The sequence below is a fragment of the Nonomuraea sp. NPDC050478 genome (assembly GCF_044458265.1).
Taxonomy (GTDB): Bacteria; Actinomycetota; Actinomycetes; order Streptosporangiales; family Streptosporangiaceae; genus Nonomuraea; species Nonomuraea ferruginea.
Map to the genome: position 1 here is coordinate 396,638 of NZ_JBITHT010000005.1, position 14,616 is coordinate 411,253.

15 protein-coding genes are annotated in these 14,616 nt (G+C 72.4%); 6 read left to right on the forward strand and 9 right to left on the reverse strand.

Annotated features, from left to right (window positions below):
* Positions 1-25 precede the first annotated feature (25 nt).
* Complete coding sequence (locus ACIBF7_RS26675) at positions 26-958, reverse strand: hypothetical protein (RefSeq protein WP_397198403.1); 933 nt, start codon at positions 956-958, stop codon at positions 26-28.
* A gap of 138 nt (positions 959-1,096) precedes the next feature.
* Between ACIBF7_RS26675 and ACIBF7_RS26680 the strand changes: the two genes are divergently transcribed.
* Positions 1,097-1,810: an SIR2 family NAD-dependent protein deacylase gene (locus tag ACIBF7_RS26680; RefSeq protein ID WP_397198404.1), complete on the forward strand. Its 714-nt coding sequence runs from the start codon at positions 1,097-1,099 to the stop codon at positions 1,808-1,810.
* Here the strand turns inward: ACIBF7_RS26680 and ACIBF7_RS26685 are convergent.
* The gene (locus ACIBF7_RS26685) at positions 1,800-3,017 is read right to left on the reverse strand and encodes a serine hydrolase domain-containing protein (RefSeq protein ID WP_364226098.1); all 1,218 of its coding nucleotides are present in this window, start codon (positions 3,015-3,017) and stop codon (positions 1,800-1,802) included. The two genes, ACIBF7_RS26680 and ACIBF7_RS26685, sit on opposite strands and share 11 nt — an antisense overlap.
* A 149-nt stretch (positions 3,018-3,166) precedes the next feature.
* Between ACIBF7_RS26685 and ACIBF7_RS26690 the strand changes: the two genes are divergently transcribed.
* A complete protein-coding gene (locus tag ACIBF7_RS26690; protein ID WP_364226095.1) occupies positions 3,167-4,300 on the forward strand; it encodes a mandelate racemase/muconate lactonizing enzyme family protein in 1,134 nt (377 codons plus the stop codon).
* Between the two features lie 15 nt (positions 4,301-4,315).
* Here ACIBF7_RS26690 and ACIBF7_RS26695 read toward each other — a convergent pair whose 3' ends face one another.
* The 6 genes from ACIBF7_RS26695 to ACIBF7_RS26720 all read right to left on the reverse strand — a co-directional run bounded on the left by ACIBF7_RS26695 (position 4,316) and on the right by ACIBF7_RS26720 (position 9,951).
* Positions 4,316-4,774 (reverse strand): hypothetical protein, encoded by a 459-nt coding sequence (locus ACIBF7_RS26695; RefSeq protein ID WP_271278441.1) that lies wholly within the window; start codon positions 4,772-4,774, stop codon positions 4,316-4,318.
* A 3-nt stretch (positions 4,775-4,777) separates the two neighbouring features.
* Positions 4,778-7,276 carry a molybdopterin oxidoreductase family protein gene (locus ACIBF7_RS26700; RefSeq protein ID WP_397198405.1) on the reverse strand — a complete coding sequence of 833 codons (2,499 nt, stop codon included), beginning with the start codon at positions 7,274-7,276 and terminating at the stop codon, positions 4,778-4,780.
* A gap of 80 nt (positions 7,277-7,356) precedes the next feature.
* Positions 7,357-7,764, reverse strand: a complete 408-nt coding sequence (locus ACIBF7_RS26705) for a DUF2267 domain-containing protein (protein WP_148034047.1) — start codon at positions 7,762-7,764, stop codon at positions 7,357-7,359.
* Positions 7,765-7,862: 98 nt separating this feature from the next.
* Entirely contained in the window at positions 7,863-8,600 is a 738-nt protein-coding gene (locus ACIBF7_RS26710; RefSeq protein WP_397198406.1) for a hypothetical protein, read from the reverse strand.
* A 25-nt stretch (positions 8,601-8,625) separates the two neighbouring features.
* On the reverse strand, positions 8,626-9,447 hold the full coding sequence (locus ACIBF7_RS26715; RefSeq protein ID WP_271278438.1) for a hypothetical protein: 822 nt from the start codon (positions 9,445-9,447) through the stop codon (positions 8,626-8,628).
* Positions 9,448-9,522: 75 nt separating this feature from the next.
* Complete coding sequence (locus ACIBF7_RS26720) at positions 9,523-9,951, reverse strand: GNAT family N-acetyltransferase (protein ID WP_397198407.1); 429 nt, start codon at positions 9,949-9,951, stop codon at positions 9,523-9,525.
* A gap of 59 nt (positions 9,952-10,010) precedes the next feature.
* Between ACIBF7_RS26720 and ACIBF7_RS26725 the strand changes: the two genes are divergently transcribed.
* Positions 10,011-10,559 (forward strand): YceI family protein, encoded by a 549-nt coding sequence (locus tag ACIBF7_RS26725; protein WP_397198408.1) that lies wholly within the window; start codon positions 10,011-10,013, stop codon positions 10,557-10,559.
* On the opposite strand, the gene ACIBF7_RS26730 is transcribed toward ACIBF7_RS26725, so the two are convergent.
* Positions 10,543-11,340, reverse strand: a complete 798-nt coding sequence (locus ACIBF7_RS26730; RefSeq protein WP_219545583.1) for an acyl-CoA thioesterase II — start codon at positions 11,338-11,340, stop codon at positions 10,543-10,545. The two genes, ACIBF7_RS26725 and ACIBF7_RS26730, sit on opposite strands and share 17 nt — an antisense overlap.
* Positions 11,341-11,435: 95 nt before the next feature.
* On the opposite strand from ACIBF7_RS26730, the gene ACIBF7_RS26735 reads away from it, so the two are divergent.
* From ACIBF7_RS26735 to ACIBF7_RS26745, 3 genes are read left to right on the forward strand one after another with little or no spacing between them, the layout of a single operon-like run.
* Positions 11,436-12,230 (forward strand): enoyl-CoA hydratase/isomerase family protein, encoded by a 795-nt coding sequence (locus ACIBF7_RS26735; RefSeq protein ID WP_397198409.1) that lies wholly within the window; start codon positions 11,436-11,438, stop codon positions 12,228-12,230.
* A 32-nt stretch (positions 12,231-12,262) separates the two neighbouring features.
* A complete protein-coding gene (locus tag ACIBF7_RS26740) occupies positions 12,263-13,414 on the forward strand; it encodes an acyl-CoA dehydrogenase family protein (protein WP_397198410.1) in 1,152 nt (383 codons plus the stop codon).
* Positions 13,411-14,616 carry a CoA transferase gene (locus tag ACIBF7_RS26745; protein WP_364226087.1) on the forward strand — a complete coding sequence of 402 codons (1,206 nt, stop codon included), beginning with the start codon at positions 13,411-13,413 and terminating at the stop codon, positions 14,614-14,616. The genes ACIBF7_RS26740 and ACIBF7_RS26745 overlap by 4 nt, the downstream gene beginning before the upstream one ends.

The following is a 14,616-nucleotide window of genomic DNA, read 5'->3' on the forward strand; positions in this document are numbered from 1 at the left end:
GGATGATCGGGGGGATTCGATCAGCCTAGTGGACGCACCCCTGGACGAACGTGGGCGCGCAGTTGGTGGGGGTGTTGCCCCGCACGATCGACCGCGTCAGCGTCACGGCGCCGGGGGCGCCCTCGTTGTCGATGCCTCCCGGGGCGTTGTTCGCCGTGTTGCCGTTGACGATGCTGCGGATGATGGACGCGGTGCCGGGACCGATGTTCGCCACGCCCCCTCCGGCGGTGCCGGCCGTATTGTCGTTGACGACGCTTCCGGTCACCACCAGGATTCCGTCGCTGGCTATTCCTCCGCCTTTCTCCCCGGCGCGGTTGTTGTTGACGATGGTGTCGATGAACGTCATTCTCCCGTCATTCGCCGCACCGCCGCCGTTCCTGGTCGCGGAGTTGTTTTGGATATTGCTGTTCGACACGTTGACGACGGCTCCGGCGACGCCGCCGAGACCACCGGAAAAGGTGGCGGTGTTGTTCCGGATGAACACTCTGTTGAGGTTCGTGGTCCCGCTGTTGACGGCGACGGCTCCGCCGAATCCCCCTGGGGAGGTCCTCGCGTCACCGCCGAGGAGCTTGACCCGGTCGAGGTTGAAGTCGCTGTTGACGGTGAACAGGCGGAACGCGTCCGCCGCAGGGTCCCGCTGGATCGTGCTGTTGCCCCCGCGGATGGTGAGGGGCGCGTCGATGGCCGGAAGCGGGCCGGTCAAGTCGTTCAGGACGTATCTGCAGCCGGGCGTCAGATAGAGCGTCGCGCCCGACGCGGCGTTGTCGATCGCCTTCACCAGTGCGCGCCCGGAGCACGGTACGCTCGCCCCCGCGCCGGCCGCCGGCGCTCCGACCGCGAGCGCGGCGGCCGAGAGAACGGCGCCTCCGATGATGGCGCGAATTCCGTTTATATACATCGAGCCGTTCCCCCGAATCGGACTGATGGTGAAATGAGTCGCATTGAGCGTGATGGTCATGCCCATGGCACAGAAGCCCTACACGTAAGACTTATCGGACATAGACATGAAAGCAGTTCATTTCTCACATAGTCCCTATTCGGGGCCGTTAACAGGCACAGCTGATGCCGAACTACCGGTTGTCCCTACCATGGGGTGATGATCTCCGTCATGACCGGGGCCGGCATCTCGACCGGGTCCGGGATCCCCGACTACCGCGGTCCCAGCGGGCTGTGGCGCCAGGACCCCGACCACGAGAAGCTCGTCACCATCGGCTACTACCTCGCCGATCCCGAGATCCGGCGCCGGTCCTGGGCGTTCCGCCGGGGCAGCCCGGCGCGGACGGCCGAGCCCAACGCCGCGCACCGGGCGCTGGTGGAGCTGGAGCGGGCCGGGCGGCTCGATCGGCTGATCACGCAGAACGTCGACGGCCTGCACCAGAGGGCGGGGTCCAGCCCTGACCGGGTGCTGGAGCTGCACGGCAACATGTTCGGCGTCGTGTGCGTCGGATGCGGCGACCGCTCGACGCTGGACGAGGCGCTGGACCGGATCGACAACGGCGAGCAGGATCCCGCCTGCCGGGAGTGCGGCGGGATCCTGAAGACGACCACGGTCATGTTCGGCGAGAACCTGTCTCAGGACGTGATCGCCGAGGCGGCCGAGGCCGCCGAACGGGCCGAGGTGTTCGTCGCCGTCGGGACGTCGCTGCAGGTGATGCCCGCCGCGTCGCTCGCCGCGCTGGCCGAGCGCAACGGGGCGCGGCTGGTCATCGTGAACGCCGGGCCGACCCCGTACGACGACCTGGCCGACGAGGTGATCAGGGACCCGATCGGCGAGGCGGTGCCCCGGCTGGTGGCGCGGCTCATCGGCTGAGCTGGAGCCGGTCCGCCGGGAACGGGGTGACGGGCGTCGACAGCGTCCTGGCCTGGCCCGGCCCGCAGAGCGCGAGCAGGAGGTGGCCGACGAAGGCGGCGTCGATCGGGTGGGGGACGATCTGGCCGTTCTCGTCGACGGTCTGGTACTTGGCGCGGTTCAGGCCCACGGAGATCTGGCGGCTGCCATCGGGGCTCGACAGCGACTGGGTGATCATGCCGAACACGCCGCCGTCGTGGCCCCAGAAGCGGCCGCAGGGCAGGTCGAGCGCGTAGAGGCCGAGACCGTACTCGATGACGCCGCCCCCGGCGGACACGGGCACGGTCCGCCGCATCTCGGCGAGCTGGGCGGCGCCGACCAGCTCACCCTGGAGCAGCGCGCGGTAGAAGCGGTTGAGGTCGTCCATGGTCGACACGACGGCCCCGGCCGTCCCGGCCCACGACATGTCGTAGACGCCGTAGTCACGCGGCGGGTCGATCAGCCCGTACATGGACTCGTACGCGCCGGAGCTCGGCCCGGGGATGCGCGGCGTGCGCGGGAAAGACGTGTGCCGCAGCCCGGCCTCGCGGATCACGTGGCGGGTGATGTACGCCTCGGCGTCCGTGCCGGTGACCTTCTCCAGCAGCAGTCCGGCGAGGATGTAGTTGGTGTTGGAGTACGAGCCGGGCGTCGCCCCCGGCTGCCCCGTCGGCGCGGCCTGGAGACCGAGACGCGCCAGCTCCTCGGGCTCGATGCGGCGGAAGCGGTGCTCGTCCAGGCTGGCCGTGGAGCCCTCCAGCAGCGAGGGGAAGGCGCCGGGGATGTAGTCGGCGATGTGGCTGGTGTGGTTGAGCAGCATGCGCACCGTGATCCGGTCGCCGGGGACCAGGTCCGGCAGGTAGCGGCTCACCGGCGCGTCCAGCTCTACCGTGCCGCGCTCGACCTGCTGGAGCACCGCGACCGAGGTGAACGTCTTGGTGATGCTGCCCACCCGGTGCACCATGTCGGGCTTCACCGGCCGCCGGGTGCGCACGTCGGCCACGCCGGAGGCGCCCTTCCAGGTGTCGCGCCCGTCGCGTACCGCCGAGTAGACCCCGTACATGCCGGCCTCGTGGACGGCGTCCAGCGACTCCCGCAGCTCGCCCCCGCCGGGCGCGGCCGCCTGGGCGGGAACGGCGACCGCCCCGGCCACGACCAGCGCGCTCACCCCCGCGAGCACGCGTGTCATGATCGACATCTGCTACCTCCGGACTCGGCGTCAACGTCACGCACGAGCCTGGTCGATCATGGGCCGCCGGGGCCAGTCCGCTCAGTCACCGGCCGGGCATGACACCTGTCATCCCTGCGCCATGACAACCGGATTCGTATGATCCCCTCATGAATCCCCTCGACCGCATCGCCCGGGTCCGCCTGTCGTCCGTCTACCTGCCGCTCGACACACCGGTCAGCGACGCCAAGGTGCTCACCGGGCGGCAGCGGCCGATGACCGAGGTCGCCTTCCTGTTCGCCGAGATCATCACCGAGGGCGGCCTGGAGGGGATCGGGTTCTGCTACTCCAAGCGGGCGGGCGGCCCCGGCCAGTACGCGCACGCCTGCGAGATCGCCCCCGAGCTGATCGGCGAGGACGCCAACGACATCCCCAGGCTGTGGGAGAAGCTGGTGTGGGCCGGCGCGTCCGTGGGCCGCGGCGGGCTGTCGATCCAGGCCGTCGCCGCTTTCGACATCGCGTTGTGGGACCTGAAGGCCAGGCGGGCCGGGCTGCCGCTGGCCAAGCTGCTGGGCGCGCACCGCGACTCGGTGCGCTGCTACAACACCTCGGGCGGTTTCCTGCACGCCCCGATCGAGCGGGTGCTGGAGAACGCCGCCGCGGCGCTGGAGCGCGGCATCGGCGGCATCAAGATCAAGGTGGGCCAGCCCGACGGGCGGGCCGACCTGGCCAGGGTGCGGGCGGCGCGCGAGCTGCTGGGCGAGGAGGTGCCGCTGATGGTCGACGCCAACCAGCAGTGGGACCGGCCGGCGGCGGCCCGGATGGGGCGGGCGCTGGAAGAGTTCGGCCTGGTGTGGATCGAGGAGCCGCTCGACGCGCACGACCACGCCGGGCACGCCGCGCTGGCCGCCGCGCTCGACACGCCCGTCGCCACCGGCGAGATGCTGACCAGCGTCGCCGAGCACGCCGAGCTGCTGCGCGCGGGCGGCGCCGACATCCTGCAGCCGGACGCGCCGCGGATCGGCGGCGTCACCCCGTTCCTGCGCCTGGCCGCGCTCGCCGAGCACCACCGGGTGCAGCTCGCCCCGCACTTCGCCATGGAGATCCACCTGCACCTCGCTGCCGCGTACGGGCAGGAGCCCTGGGTGGAGCACTTCGAGTGGCTGGAGCCGCTGTTCGAGGAGCGGCTGGAGATCCGCGACGGGCGCATGCTCGTGCCCGACCGGCCGGGGCTCGGCCTCACGCTGAGCGAGCAGGCGGCCGGGTGGACGGCCGAGCGGCGCGAGTTCACCCGCCCGGCCTGATCGGCGGGCCGGGGGTCAGGCGGCGACGACCAGCGCCTGCGGCGCGGCCTGCTTCATCCGGGTGCGCAGCCACAGCATCTGGGCGGCGGTCTCGCTCTCGCACACGGAGACCACGCCCAGCAGCTCCCGGTCCCTGGCGCCCTGCGCGGCCTGGCCGATGAGCGTCCACGAGATGTCGCACTCGGCCGCCATCAGGTAGAGGTCGTGCAGGTCGCGCAGCAGCCCGAGCCCGCCGGTGCGGGAGCCGGAGAACAGGGTGGAGTGCAGCCGCTCCGGCTCGTCCGGCGACTCCTCCGAGTAGCACTCGGCGAACGGCCGCAGCCGACCGGCGTGCGCGTCGCACTGGGCGGCCAGCCGCTCGCACACGTGGAACACGTCCGGTTCGTCCTTGTGCTGCTCCCCGACCTCACGGAAGGCGGACGCCAGCTCGGTCTGCGAACGGTGCAGCAGCCCCAGGTAGTGGGCGAGATGCATGGCTCACTCCTCCTCGACGTGCTCGTCCGCCTCGGCGGCGGGCCCGCCGGCGGTGACCGGGACGCGTGGGTCGGCCGGCCGGTTGCCGACGGTGGGCGCGGCCGACACCGCACCCTCCGCCGCGGCCACCTTGCTCAGCCGGACCGCGGCCACCTTGAAGATCGGCTGCTTGGACACCGGGTCCCAGCTCGTCATCGTCAGCTCGTTCGCGGCGCGCGCCGCCCCGTCGCCCGGCCCTGACTCGTCCCGGTCCCAGTAGCCGTAGTGGAACGGCACGAACACCGTGCCCTTACGGGTGCCGCACACCCGCGCCCTGGCCTCCAGCGCGCCGCGCGGCGACTCCACCCGCACCAGGTCGCCCTCGCCGACCCCCAGCTCGGTGGCGTCCGCCGGGCTGATCTCCACCCACGGCTCCGGCGCCGCCGCGGCGAGCTGCGGGGCGCGGCCCGTCTTGGTCCGGGTGTGGAACTGGTAGACGGTGCGGCCGGTGGTCAGCGTCAGCGGATACTCCTCGCCGGGCACCTCCGGCGACGGCTGGTACGGGGCCGCTTTCAGGAACGCGCGTCCGCGCGGCTCCTTGGCCCGGTAGCTCTCCTCGCCGTGGGCGGCGCCGGTGACCAGGTCGTGCCCGTACGTCTCGCAGTAGTCAGGGTCGGTGTTGAACCTGCCGCCCGCGTACAGCCGCTCGGTGCCGAGCGGCCACTGCACGCCGCCGCCGCGCAGCAGCTCGTACGTGATGCCGGTGTAGTCGCACGGCCGCCCCGCCGAGCAGGCCTGCCAGGCCCGGTACGCGGACTCCGGGTCGTGCCACTTGATCAGCGGGGCGCCGTCCTTGTCGCGGAAGTCCATGCGGCGCGCGTAGTCCAGGAAGATGTCCAGGTCGGAGCGGGCCTCGCCGGGCGGGTCCACCGCCTTGTCCGACAGGTGCACCGTACGGTCGGCGCAGGTGAACGTGCCGGTCTTCTCCCCCCAGGTGGCGGCGGGCAGCACCACGTCGGCCAGCATCGCCGTCTCGGTCATGAAGATGTCCTGGACGACGACGAACAGGTTCTCCTGGGCCAGGATGCGGCGGATGCGCGCCAGGTCAGGCAGGGAGACGGCGGGGTTCGTGGCCGAGATCCAGAGCAGCTTGATCGAGCCCTGCTCGGCGTAGCGGAAGATCTGCATGGCGTGCGTCGGCGGCGCCCAGTGCGGGATGACGGACGAGTCGACGTTCCACAGCCGGGCCAGCTCGTCGATGTGTGCGGGGTTGTCCCAGTTACGCATGCCGGGCAGGTCGCCGTCCGCGCCGGTCTCACGGGTGTTCTGCGCGGTGGGCTGCCCGTTCATCTGGTACAGGCCCGCGCCCGGGCGGCCGAGCATGCCGCGCAGCAGGTGGAGGTTGTTGACCTGGCACGCGGCCGCGGTGGCCTGGTTGGACTGGTAGAAGCCCTGCAGGACAGTGGAGAGCAGCCTGCGGCAGGTGCCGATGATCTCCGCCGCGCGTTCGATGTCGCGTACGGGCACGTCACAGATCTCGGCGGCCCACTCCGGCGTGCAGTCGCGCACCGTCTCGGCCAGTTCGTCGAAGCCGAGGGTGTGGGCGCGCACATACCGCTCGTCGTACCAGCCCCTGTCGAGCAAGCGGTGGACGAGCGCGTTCATCAGCGCCAGGTTGGTGCCGGGGCGCACGGCCAGGTGCACGTCGGCCTCGCGGGCGACGGCGGTCTGTCGCGGGTCGACGGCGATCAGCGCGGGCGGGCGGGGGCCGCGGCGGCGGTCGAGCATGCGCATCCACAGCACGGTCTGCGTCTCGGCCACGTTGTGCCCCCACAGCGCGATGGCGTCGCAGTGGTCCACGTCGGTGTAGGAGCCGGGCTGGCCGTCGGTGCCGAAGCTCTCCTTCAGCGCCGCCGCCGCGGTCGCGGTGCACAGCCTCGTGTTGCCGTCCATGTGCGGCGTGCCGATGCCGGCCTTGCCGATCACGCCGAGCGTGTAGTACTCCTCCAGGTACAGCTGGCCGCTGGTGTAGAAGCCGAAGTGGCCCCAGCCGCCCGGCCCGTCGAGCAGCTCGCGCGAGCGGGCCGTGATCCGGCCCATCGCGTCGTCCCAGCCGGTCTCGACCAGCCGGCCGTCCTGCCTGACCAGCGGCCGGGTGAGCCGGTCGGGGCTGTTGTTGGCCTGCCAGCCGTACAGGTCCTTGGGGTCGAGCCTGCCCCGGTTGACACGGTCGCCGGCGCGCCCGCGCACGCCGACGATCCGTCCTCCGGCGACCGCGATGTCCATCGCGTCGCCGTTGCTGTGCAGGATCGAGGCCGCCCGGACCCAGCGGTCCACGTCGGCCTCGGCGACGCCCTCCTCCAGGAACATGTCCACCCGTACGGGCCAGGTGGCGCGCTGTCCGATCTCCCGGGGCAGCACCCGGCGCACCGGTCCGGGCAGCGACGCCGCCACCCGTTCGGCCGCCGAGGGCGGGCCGTAGGGGGTGCGCCTCCCCCACGGATCTGCGATGCGATCGGACATGTCGGCGGTCCTTTCCACGACGCTCGGTCAGGGGGATGCCCGGGGCAGCTACCCTGACCGGCGCTAGGAACACGGACCTGTCAGAGGTGTCCCTGGCTGCCCGCGGTGGCCAGCTCGCGCAGCTCCTCGGTGAGGCTCTCGCGGACCTTGGTCATGATGCGGCCCTGGGTGGCCTCGTCGGTGACCTCGAACACCACCCGGGCGAGGAACACCGCTCTTCGATCGTCGACCCCGGCCCTGGCGCCCACCCTGCGGATGAACTCCTCGCGGCCGAAGTGCTCCCCGGTGCCGAGGCCGCCGTAGACCTCGGTGCGGCGCAGGTTCTCGCCGATCTCGTGTGGCAGCTGGGCTGCGAGCTTGTCGGCCAGGCTCTCCGGCAGCCGTTCGCCGAGCGTCTCCAGCGACGCCCGGATGGCCCGCTCGGCGTGTGCCCGGTCGCCCAGACGGGCTCGGGCCTGTACTTGGCCAACGAAGTCGTCATGTCTCATGATTTCCCCCTTTGTCCTTACCAGCGGCTACCCGGTCACCGGACCATCACAGAGGGGCTGACACCAGAAATCGGTAAAGCTCCACCAGCACTGACGATCTAGGAGCCGACCTCGTACGCCCTGATCTCGGCGGCGGGGATCTCGACGGCCCGCACCTCGACGGCGGGCACCTCCAGCGCGGGCACCTCGACGGCCGGGACGCACTCGTTCCGGTCGTTGCAGGCGTACGGCCTGATCAGGTTGCCGCGCATCAGACGCGGCCGGACCAGCGGCGCCCGGACGAGGGGAGGCCTGACCACGGACAGGACGACGCCTCCGTCCTTCGGCTCGGCCTGGCACACCTCCGGCGTCGAGACGCCCTCGGCGTGCTGCGCGGGCGCGCTTGCGCCCTCGGCGCGCACCGGGTCGAGCTTGATGCCGCCCGCGTCCAGGCCGGGGATCTCGACGGGCGGGATCTCGACGGCGGGGATCGACACCGGCGGGATCGACGCGGCCCCCAGGCAGCCGCCGGGCGCGGGCTTGATCTCGGTGCACTGGGCGGGGATCCGCTGGGCGGGGAGGTCCACCCCCGGGATGGTCACCTCGGGGACGACCTCGCCGCCGATCCGTACCTCGGGGATCACCACCGGGTCCGCGTGCACGGCCGGGATGTCGACCGCCGGGATGAGCTCGCCGTGCCGGCAGCCCGTCGGCTCGGGGGGCGCGCTCTCCGGCGTGGCCGACCGCGCGGCCGGGGACTGCCGCTCCGCGCCGCCGCCGCCCATCGCGCCGCAGGCGGCGAGCATGATCGCCAGGAGGGGGGCCAGGACGCTCGTGATCGCTGATTTCCGGCTCACGGTGAGCACGGTAGGGCATCGACCTTCAGGATCTGTTCAGAGCCGCGAAACGGTGCACGGTGTCCGAGTGGAGCACGCGGTGGAACGCCGGCGCCTGCCCGCCGGCCCGGCCGGTCGCGGTGACCACGGTGACCACCACGTACGGGCCGGCGCCCGCCACACCGGCCTTGCCGTACGCGTACTTGGCATGCGTGCCGCCCCGCCGCCACCGGATCGCGTCCGACGTCCGCTTGGACAGGCTGACGGCGGCGGCCCGGGCGCGGTGCTCGGTGGGGAAGGCCAGCAGGAGCTGGACCGCCCGGAGCTTCCCGTCCCGGGCGGAGTAGGCGATCTGGGCGGCGTGGTCGCAGTGGTTCCTGCCCAGCACGCGGCCCCTGCCGTCCACGGGGTCGCAGGTGGGGTGGTCCCAGCCGCCCACCTTGGCGGCCGTGAGCTCGCGGCCCAGGTCACGGTCGCCGAACTCCTCGTGGCTCAGCCGCGTGTCCACCGGGGCCGCCGTCGTGTGGTGCGGCGTCAGCGTGGGGGGATCGGCGGGCGGCGCCGGGATCGCGTGCAGCTGGTACGTGATCGCCGCGACCACCGCCCCGCCGCCGGCGAGCACGGCCGCGGTGACGGCCAGGCCGACCGCCAGCGCACCCCGCCGCCTCCTGTCGGTCTCGCGCTCCGGCGCGTACAACCGCGGCGCGGGCCCGTCCGGCGCGTACGGGGGAACCCCGAAGTCAGCGGGCGCGTACCTCCCACCGGCCCGCCGCAGCACCCTCCTGAACCTCCCGCCCCGCCCCTCCCCCACGGGCTCGCGAGCGTGGTCGTCCCGGGATGGCGGATCGTCGCCCGCTGAAAACGACATATCCCGTATTCTGCTGAAATTTCACCACAGCGACCCAAGCTTTCCGATCATGCGACCCAGCCGTTCCACCCCCGTTCAGAGAACGACCCGGTACGACGCCGTATCCCGCCGCCGGAACCCCGCCCGCTCGTACAGCCGGTTCGCCGCCTCCCGCTCCGGCCGGGACGTCAGGTCGACCGTGCGCGCCCCCCGCTCCCTGGCCAGCTCCAGCGCCCGCCCGGTGAGCGCCGCCCCCACCCCCTGGCCGCGCGCCGCCCCGTCCACCACGACGTCCTCGATCCGCGCCCGCACCCCGGAGGCGAGCGGGTAGACCACCAGCGTGAGCAGGCCCACGACGACGCCCCCGGCCCGCGCGGCCAGCACGGTGTTCACCTCGGAGCGGACTACCCGCTCCACCGCCTCCCGGTCGATCGCCGCCCCGGCGGAGAGCTGGGGCAGCAGCCGCCCGAACGCCGCCACGACCTCGTCACTCGCGTCACGCACGGCCTCGATCACGACACTCATGCCACGACCCTACGGAAGCCGTCGGTCTTGTCGTCGCAACGGTGGGTAGCGTGCGGGGTATGGGGGATTCATACACGCTGGGTCCGGAGACGGGGCAGTTGCTGGTCGAGACGAGGCGTACCGGTCTGGGCGCCAAGGCCGGTCATGACCTGACGATCGAGGCGGACCGATGGCGCGGCGAGGCCGTGGTCGATCTCGACGACCCGGGGGCGAGCCGGGTGAGCGTCGAGGTGGAGGCCGGGTCCCTGCGGGTGGTGTCGGGGACGGGCGGGGTGAAGCCGCTCACCGACTCCGACCGGCGCGACATCGCGCGCAACATCCAGGAGAAGGTGCTCCACACCGGCCGGTTCCCGGCGATCGCGTTCCGGTCGCGGCAGGTCACCGGGACGCGGGAGTCGTTCCGGGTGGAGGGCGAGCTGACGATGGCGGGTCAGACGCGGCCGCTCACCCTCGACTGCCGGTTCGACGGCGAGCGGGTGCGGGGCCGCGCGACGGTCAAGCAGAGCCTCTGGGGCGTCAAGCCGTACTCGGCGTTCTTCGGCGCGCTCAAGCTGGACGACGACGTCGAGGTGCGCTTCGACGTCGAGCTGGTCAGCGCGGCTTCCTGAAGAGCGTCTCCTGGGTGATGCTGGCGGCGAGCCGGCCGTCGCGGGTGTGGATGGTGCCGGTGTACCAGCCGCGCCCGGCCGACACGGTGTGCGGCACCAGGTCCATCAGCACCCACTCGTCCATGCGGGCCGGCCGGTGGAACCAGACCGCGTGGTCCAGGCTGGAGCCCGAACGCGCGCCCTCCCCGTGCGGGACGCCGGTCACCCCGCTGGAGATGTCGGAGAGGTACGTGAGCACGCACGCGTGCAGGAGCTGACCACCGGGCAGGTCCTGGGTGCAGCGGGCCCAGAACCGGGTGGGCCATTCGGCCGCCTCGTACGGCTGCGGCGGCAGCCGGCTGTCCATGGAGAACAACCGGGGCAGGCGGACGGGTTCGAGCCCGTCCGGGTCCGGCGCGTCGGGCGCGGGGTGGATCTGCACGTCCGCGCCGGCCTCGGGGACGTGGAAGGACGCCGACATGTTGAAGATGACCTTGCCGTTCTGGATGGCGACCACCCGCCGGGCGGAGTACGACCGGCCGTCCCTGTCACGGTAGACGCGGAACACGGTCGGCCGGGCCGCGTCGCCGCTGCGCAGGTAGTAGCCGTGCAGTGAGTGCGGCAACCGGTCGGGCTCCACCGTGTCGCCCGCCGCGGCCAGCGCCTGCGCGGCCACCTGTCCCCCGTACAGCGGGAACGGTTCCTCGAAGACGGTCGTGCCCCGGTAGAGGTCCTCTTCGAGCTTCTCCAGTGTCAGCAGGTCGAGCACGGTGGGAGCGGCCACGGGGCTGAAGGTCGGCATGAGGCAGACGGTAGAGGACGCGGCGGACCTGGCGCGAGCCGGGGGTGGCCGCTGTGAGAAGCTCGGCGGGTTGTCCGGAATGAGAGGAGTGTCCGGTGGCCGAGGCCGAGGACGAGCTGGTTTACGAGGTCGACGGCGGGGTGGCGGTGATCCGGCTGAACCGCCCGCGCTCCCTGGGCGCGTTCACCTGGCCGATGATCGACGCGTGGGCGCGGGCGCTGCGCGAGGCGCAGGACGACGAGGGCGTCCGGGTGGTCGTGCTGACCGGCACCGGCGAGGGCTTCTGCAGCGGCGTCGACCTGAGGGCGCTCGACGAGATCGAGGCGACGCCGATCGAGCGCAAGCGCATGCTGACCGACCGGGTCCACAAGGTCGCGCGGGCGGTCGAGGACCTGGACAAGCCGCTGATCGCCGCGGTCAACGGGGTCGCGGTCGGCGCCGGGATGGACATGGCGCTCATGTGTGACATGCGGTTCGCCGCCCGGTCGGCCCGGTTCTCCGAGGGCTACATCCGCATCGGCCTGGTCCCCGGCGACGGCGGCGCGTACTTCCTGCCCCGGCTGGTCGGCCCGGCCAAGGCGATGGAGCTGCTGATGACGGGCGACTTCGTCGACGCCGACGAGGCGCTGCGGCTGGGCATCGTCAACCGGGTCTACGACGACGCGGCGCTCATGGCGGAGACGATGGAGTTCGCCAGGGGCATCGCGGCCAAGCCGCCGATCGCGATCTCGATGATCAAGCGGGCGGTCCACCAGTCGATGCGCACCGACCTGCGCACCAGCCTTGACCTGATCTCCTCCCACATGGCGATCGTGCAGGCGACCGACGACTACGCGGAGGCCATGAGCGCGTTCCGCGAGAAGCGGCCCGGCGACTACCGCAACCGTTGACACGGCAGAACATTATTCGATAGGCCAGGAGCATGGTCGCAGCCGACGAGTTCGAAGAGATCCTCAAGCAGGTACGCCAGTTCGTCCGCAACCGGGTCGTGCCGAGAGAGCAGGAGATCGCCGACTCCGACGCGATCCCCGACGACCTCCGCCGCCAGGCGGCCGACATGGGCCTGTTCGGCTACGCCATCCCCGCCGAGTACGGCGGGCTGGGGCTCGACATCACCCAGGACGTCCGGCTCGGCTTCGAGTTCGGTTACACCAGTCTCGCGTTCCGGTCGATGTTCGGCACCAACAACGGCATCGCCGGCCAGGTCCTGGTCGGGTTCGGCACCGAGGAGCAGAAGGGCCGCTGGCTGCCGTCGCTGGCCTCCGGCGAGGTCACCGCGGCGTTCGCGCTGACGGAGCCGGAGGCGGGCTCCGACCCGTCGGGGCTGAAGACCACGGCGGCGCCCGACGGCGACGGCTGGGTGATCGACGGCGGCAAGCGGTTCATCACCAACGCCCCGATCGCCGGGTTGTTCGTGGTGTTCGCCCGGGTCCGCCCGGCGGACGCGGCGGGCAGCGGCATCGCGGTGTTCCTGGTGCCGGCCGACGCTCCCGGGGTCGCGGTGGGGCCCAAGGACGCGAAGATGGGCCAGGAGGGCGCCTGGACCTCCGATGTCACGTTCACCGAGGTCAGGGTCGGCGCGGACGCGCTGGTCAGCGGCGAGGTCGACGCCGGTTTCCGGGCGGCCATGACCGTGCTGGCGCGCGGCCGGCTGCACATGTCGGCGATGGCCGTCGGCCTGATGGAGCGGGCGCTCGACGAGTCGGTGGCGTTCGCCGCGCACAACCGGCAGGGCGGCCGGCCGGTCGGCGACTACCAGCTCGTGCAGGCGATGCTCGCCGAGCAGAAGTCCCTGTGCATGGCCGGCCGGGCGATGGCCGCCGAGGCCGCCCGGCTCTGGCTGTCCGGCGAGGACCGCAGGCTCGCGCCGTCCGCCACCAAGCTGTTCTGCACCGAGTCGGCGGGCCGGGTCGCCGACCTGGCCGTCCAGGTGCACGGCGGCAGCGGCTACATGCGCGGCGTGCCGGTCGAGCGCATCTACCGCGACGTGCGCCTCCTGCGCCTGTACGAGGGGACCAGCGAGATCCAGAAGCTGATCGTCGGGCGCGAGCTGATGCGCGGGGCACGCGCGTGACCCCGGCCGGAATGTCCGCCCCGCTGGAGGGCCTGCGCGTCGTCGAGCTGTCCGGATACGTGGCCACGCCGCTGTGCGGGATGACGCTGGCGCAGCTCGGCGCCGACGTGGTCCGGGTGGAGCCGATCGGCGGCCAGGCCGACCGCTCCCGATGGCCGCTCGGCCCGTCCGGCACCAGCCTCTACTGGACCGGGCTCAACAAGGGCAAGCGGGCCGTCGAGGTCGACTTCCGCTCCGACGAGGGCCGCGCGGTCATCGCCGACCTGGTCGAGCGGCGCGGCGTCGTGGTGGCCAACGCCGATCTGCCGGGGCTCTCGTACGAGAAGCTCCGTGAGCGCCGCAAGGACCTGATCCACGCGCTGCTCACCGGCAGGCGCGACGGCGGCACCGCGGTCGACTACACGGTCAACGCCGAGACCGGGCTGCCCGCGGTGACCGGGCCGGCCGGGGAGGCGGGGCCGGTCAACCACGTGCTGCCGGCCTGGGACATCGCGGCCGGGCTCTACCTGGCGACCGGGCTGCTGGCCGCCGAGCGCCACCGGCTGCTGACCGGCGAGGGGCGGCGCATCACGGTGGCGCTGCGCGACGTGGCGCTGTCCATGGTCGCCAACCTCGGCTATCTCGCCGACGCCCAGCTCGGCGGCGAGCCGCGGACGAAGGACGGCAACCACTTCTACGGCGGCTACGGGCGCGACTTCCGCACCGCCGACGGCCGGCGCGTCATGCTCGTGGTGCTCACCTCGCGCCACTGGTCCGACCTGCTCGCCCTGACGGGACTGACCGCCGCGGTCGAGGCGGTGGAGCGGGCGCTCGGCGCCGACTTCCGCCGCGACTCCGACCGGTACGCGCACCGCGCGGTCATCGGCGGGCTGCTGGAGCCGTGGTTCGCGGGGCGGCCGTTCGCCGAGGTGGACGCGGCGCTGTCGGCCAGGCGGCTGCTGTACGCGCCGTACCGGACGTTCGAGGAGCTGGCCGCGGACCCCGATGCGCTGCTGGCCGGCAACCCCGTCCTGGGGATGCTCGACCAGCCCGGCGTCGGCCCGCACCTCTCGGCGGGCTCGCCGGTGGTCGTGGACGGCGAGCAAAGCCCGCCGCGCCCGGCGCCGTCCGTCGGCCAGCACACCGGCGAGGTGCTGCGGGAGGAGCTCGGCTACTCGGCGGCGCGCCTCGCGGCGCTGCGCGACCAGGGCGCGATCGGCTGA

Excerpts from the sequence above, each read along its gene's own strand:
- ACIBF7_RS26675 (WP_397198403.1), bottom strand. The coding sequence starts at position 958 with ATGACCATCACGCTCAATGCGACTCATTTCACCATCAGTCCGATTCGG.
- ACIBF7_RS26680 (WP_397198404.1), top strand. The coding sequence starts at position 1,097 with ATGATCTCCGTCATGACCGGGGCCGGCATCTCGACCGGGTCCGGGATC.
- ACIBF7_RS26685 (WP_364226098.1), bottom strand. The coding sequence starts at position 3,017 with ATGACACGCGTGCTCGCGGGGGTGAGCGCGCTGGTCGTGGCCGGGGCG.
- ACIBF7_RS26690 (WP_364226095.1), top strand. The coding sequence starts at position 3,167 with ATGAATCCCCTCGACCGCATCGCCCGGGTCCGCCTGTCGTCCGTCTAC.
- ACIBF7_RS26695 (WP_271278441.1), bottom strand. The coding sequence starts at position 4,774 with ATGCATCTCGCCCACTACCTGGGGCTGCTGCACCGTTCGCAGACCGAG.
- ACIBF7_RS26700 (WP_397198405.1), bottom strand. The coding sequence starts at position 7,276 with ATGTCCGATCGCATCGCAGATCCGTGGGGGAGGCGCACCCCCTACGGC.
- ACIBF7_RS26705 (WP_148034047.1), bottom strand. The coding sequence starts at position 7,764 with ATGAGACATGACGACTTCGTTGGCCAAGTACAGGCCCGAGCCCGTCTG.
- ACIBF7_RS26715 (WP_271278438.1), bottom strand. The coding sequence starts at position 9,447 with ATGTCGTTTTCAGCGGGCGACGATCCGCCATCCCGGGACGACCACGCT.
- ACIBF7_RS26720 (WP_397198407.1), bottom strand. The coding sequence starts at position 9,951 with ATGAGTGTCGTGATCGAGGCCGTGCGTGACGCGAGTGACGAGGTCGTG.
- ACIBF7_RS26725 (WP_397198408.1), top strand. The coding sequence starts at position 10,011 with ATGGGGGATTCATACACGCTGGGTCCGGAGACGGGGCAGTTGCTGGTC.
- ACIBF7_RS26730 (WP_219545583.1), bottom strand. The coding sequence starts at position 11,340 with ATGCCGACCTTCAGCCCCGTGGCCGCTCCCACCGTGCTCGACCTGCTG.
- ACIBF7_RS26740 (WP_397198410.1), top strand. The coding sequence starts at position 12,263 with ATGGTCGCAGCCGACGAGTTCGAAGAGATCCTCAAGCAGGTACGCCAG.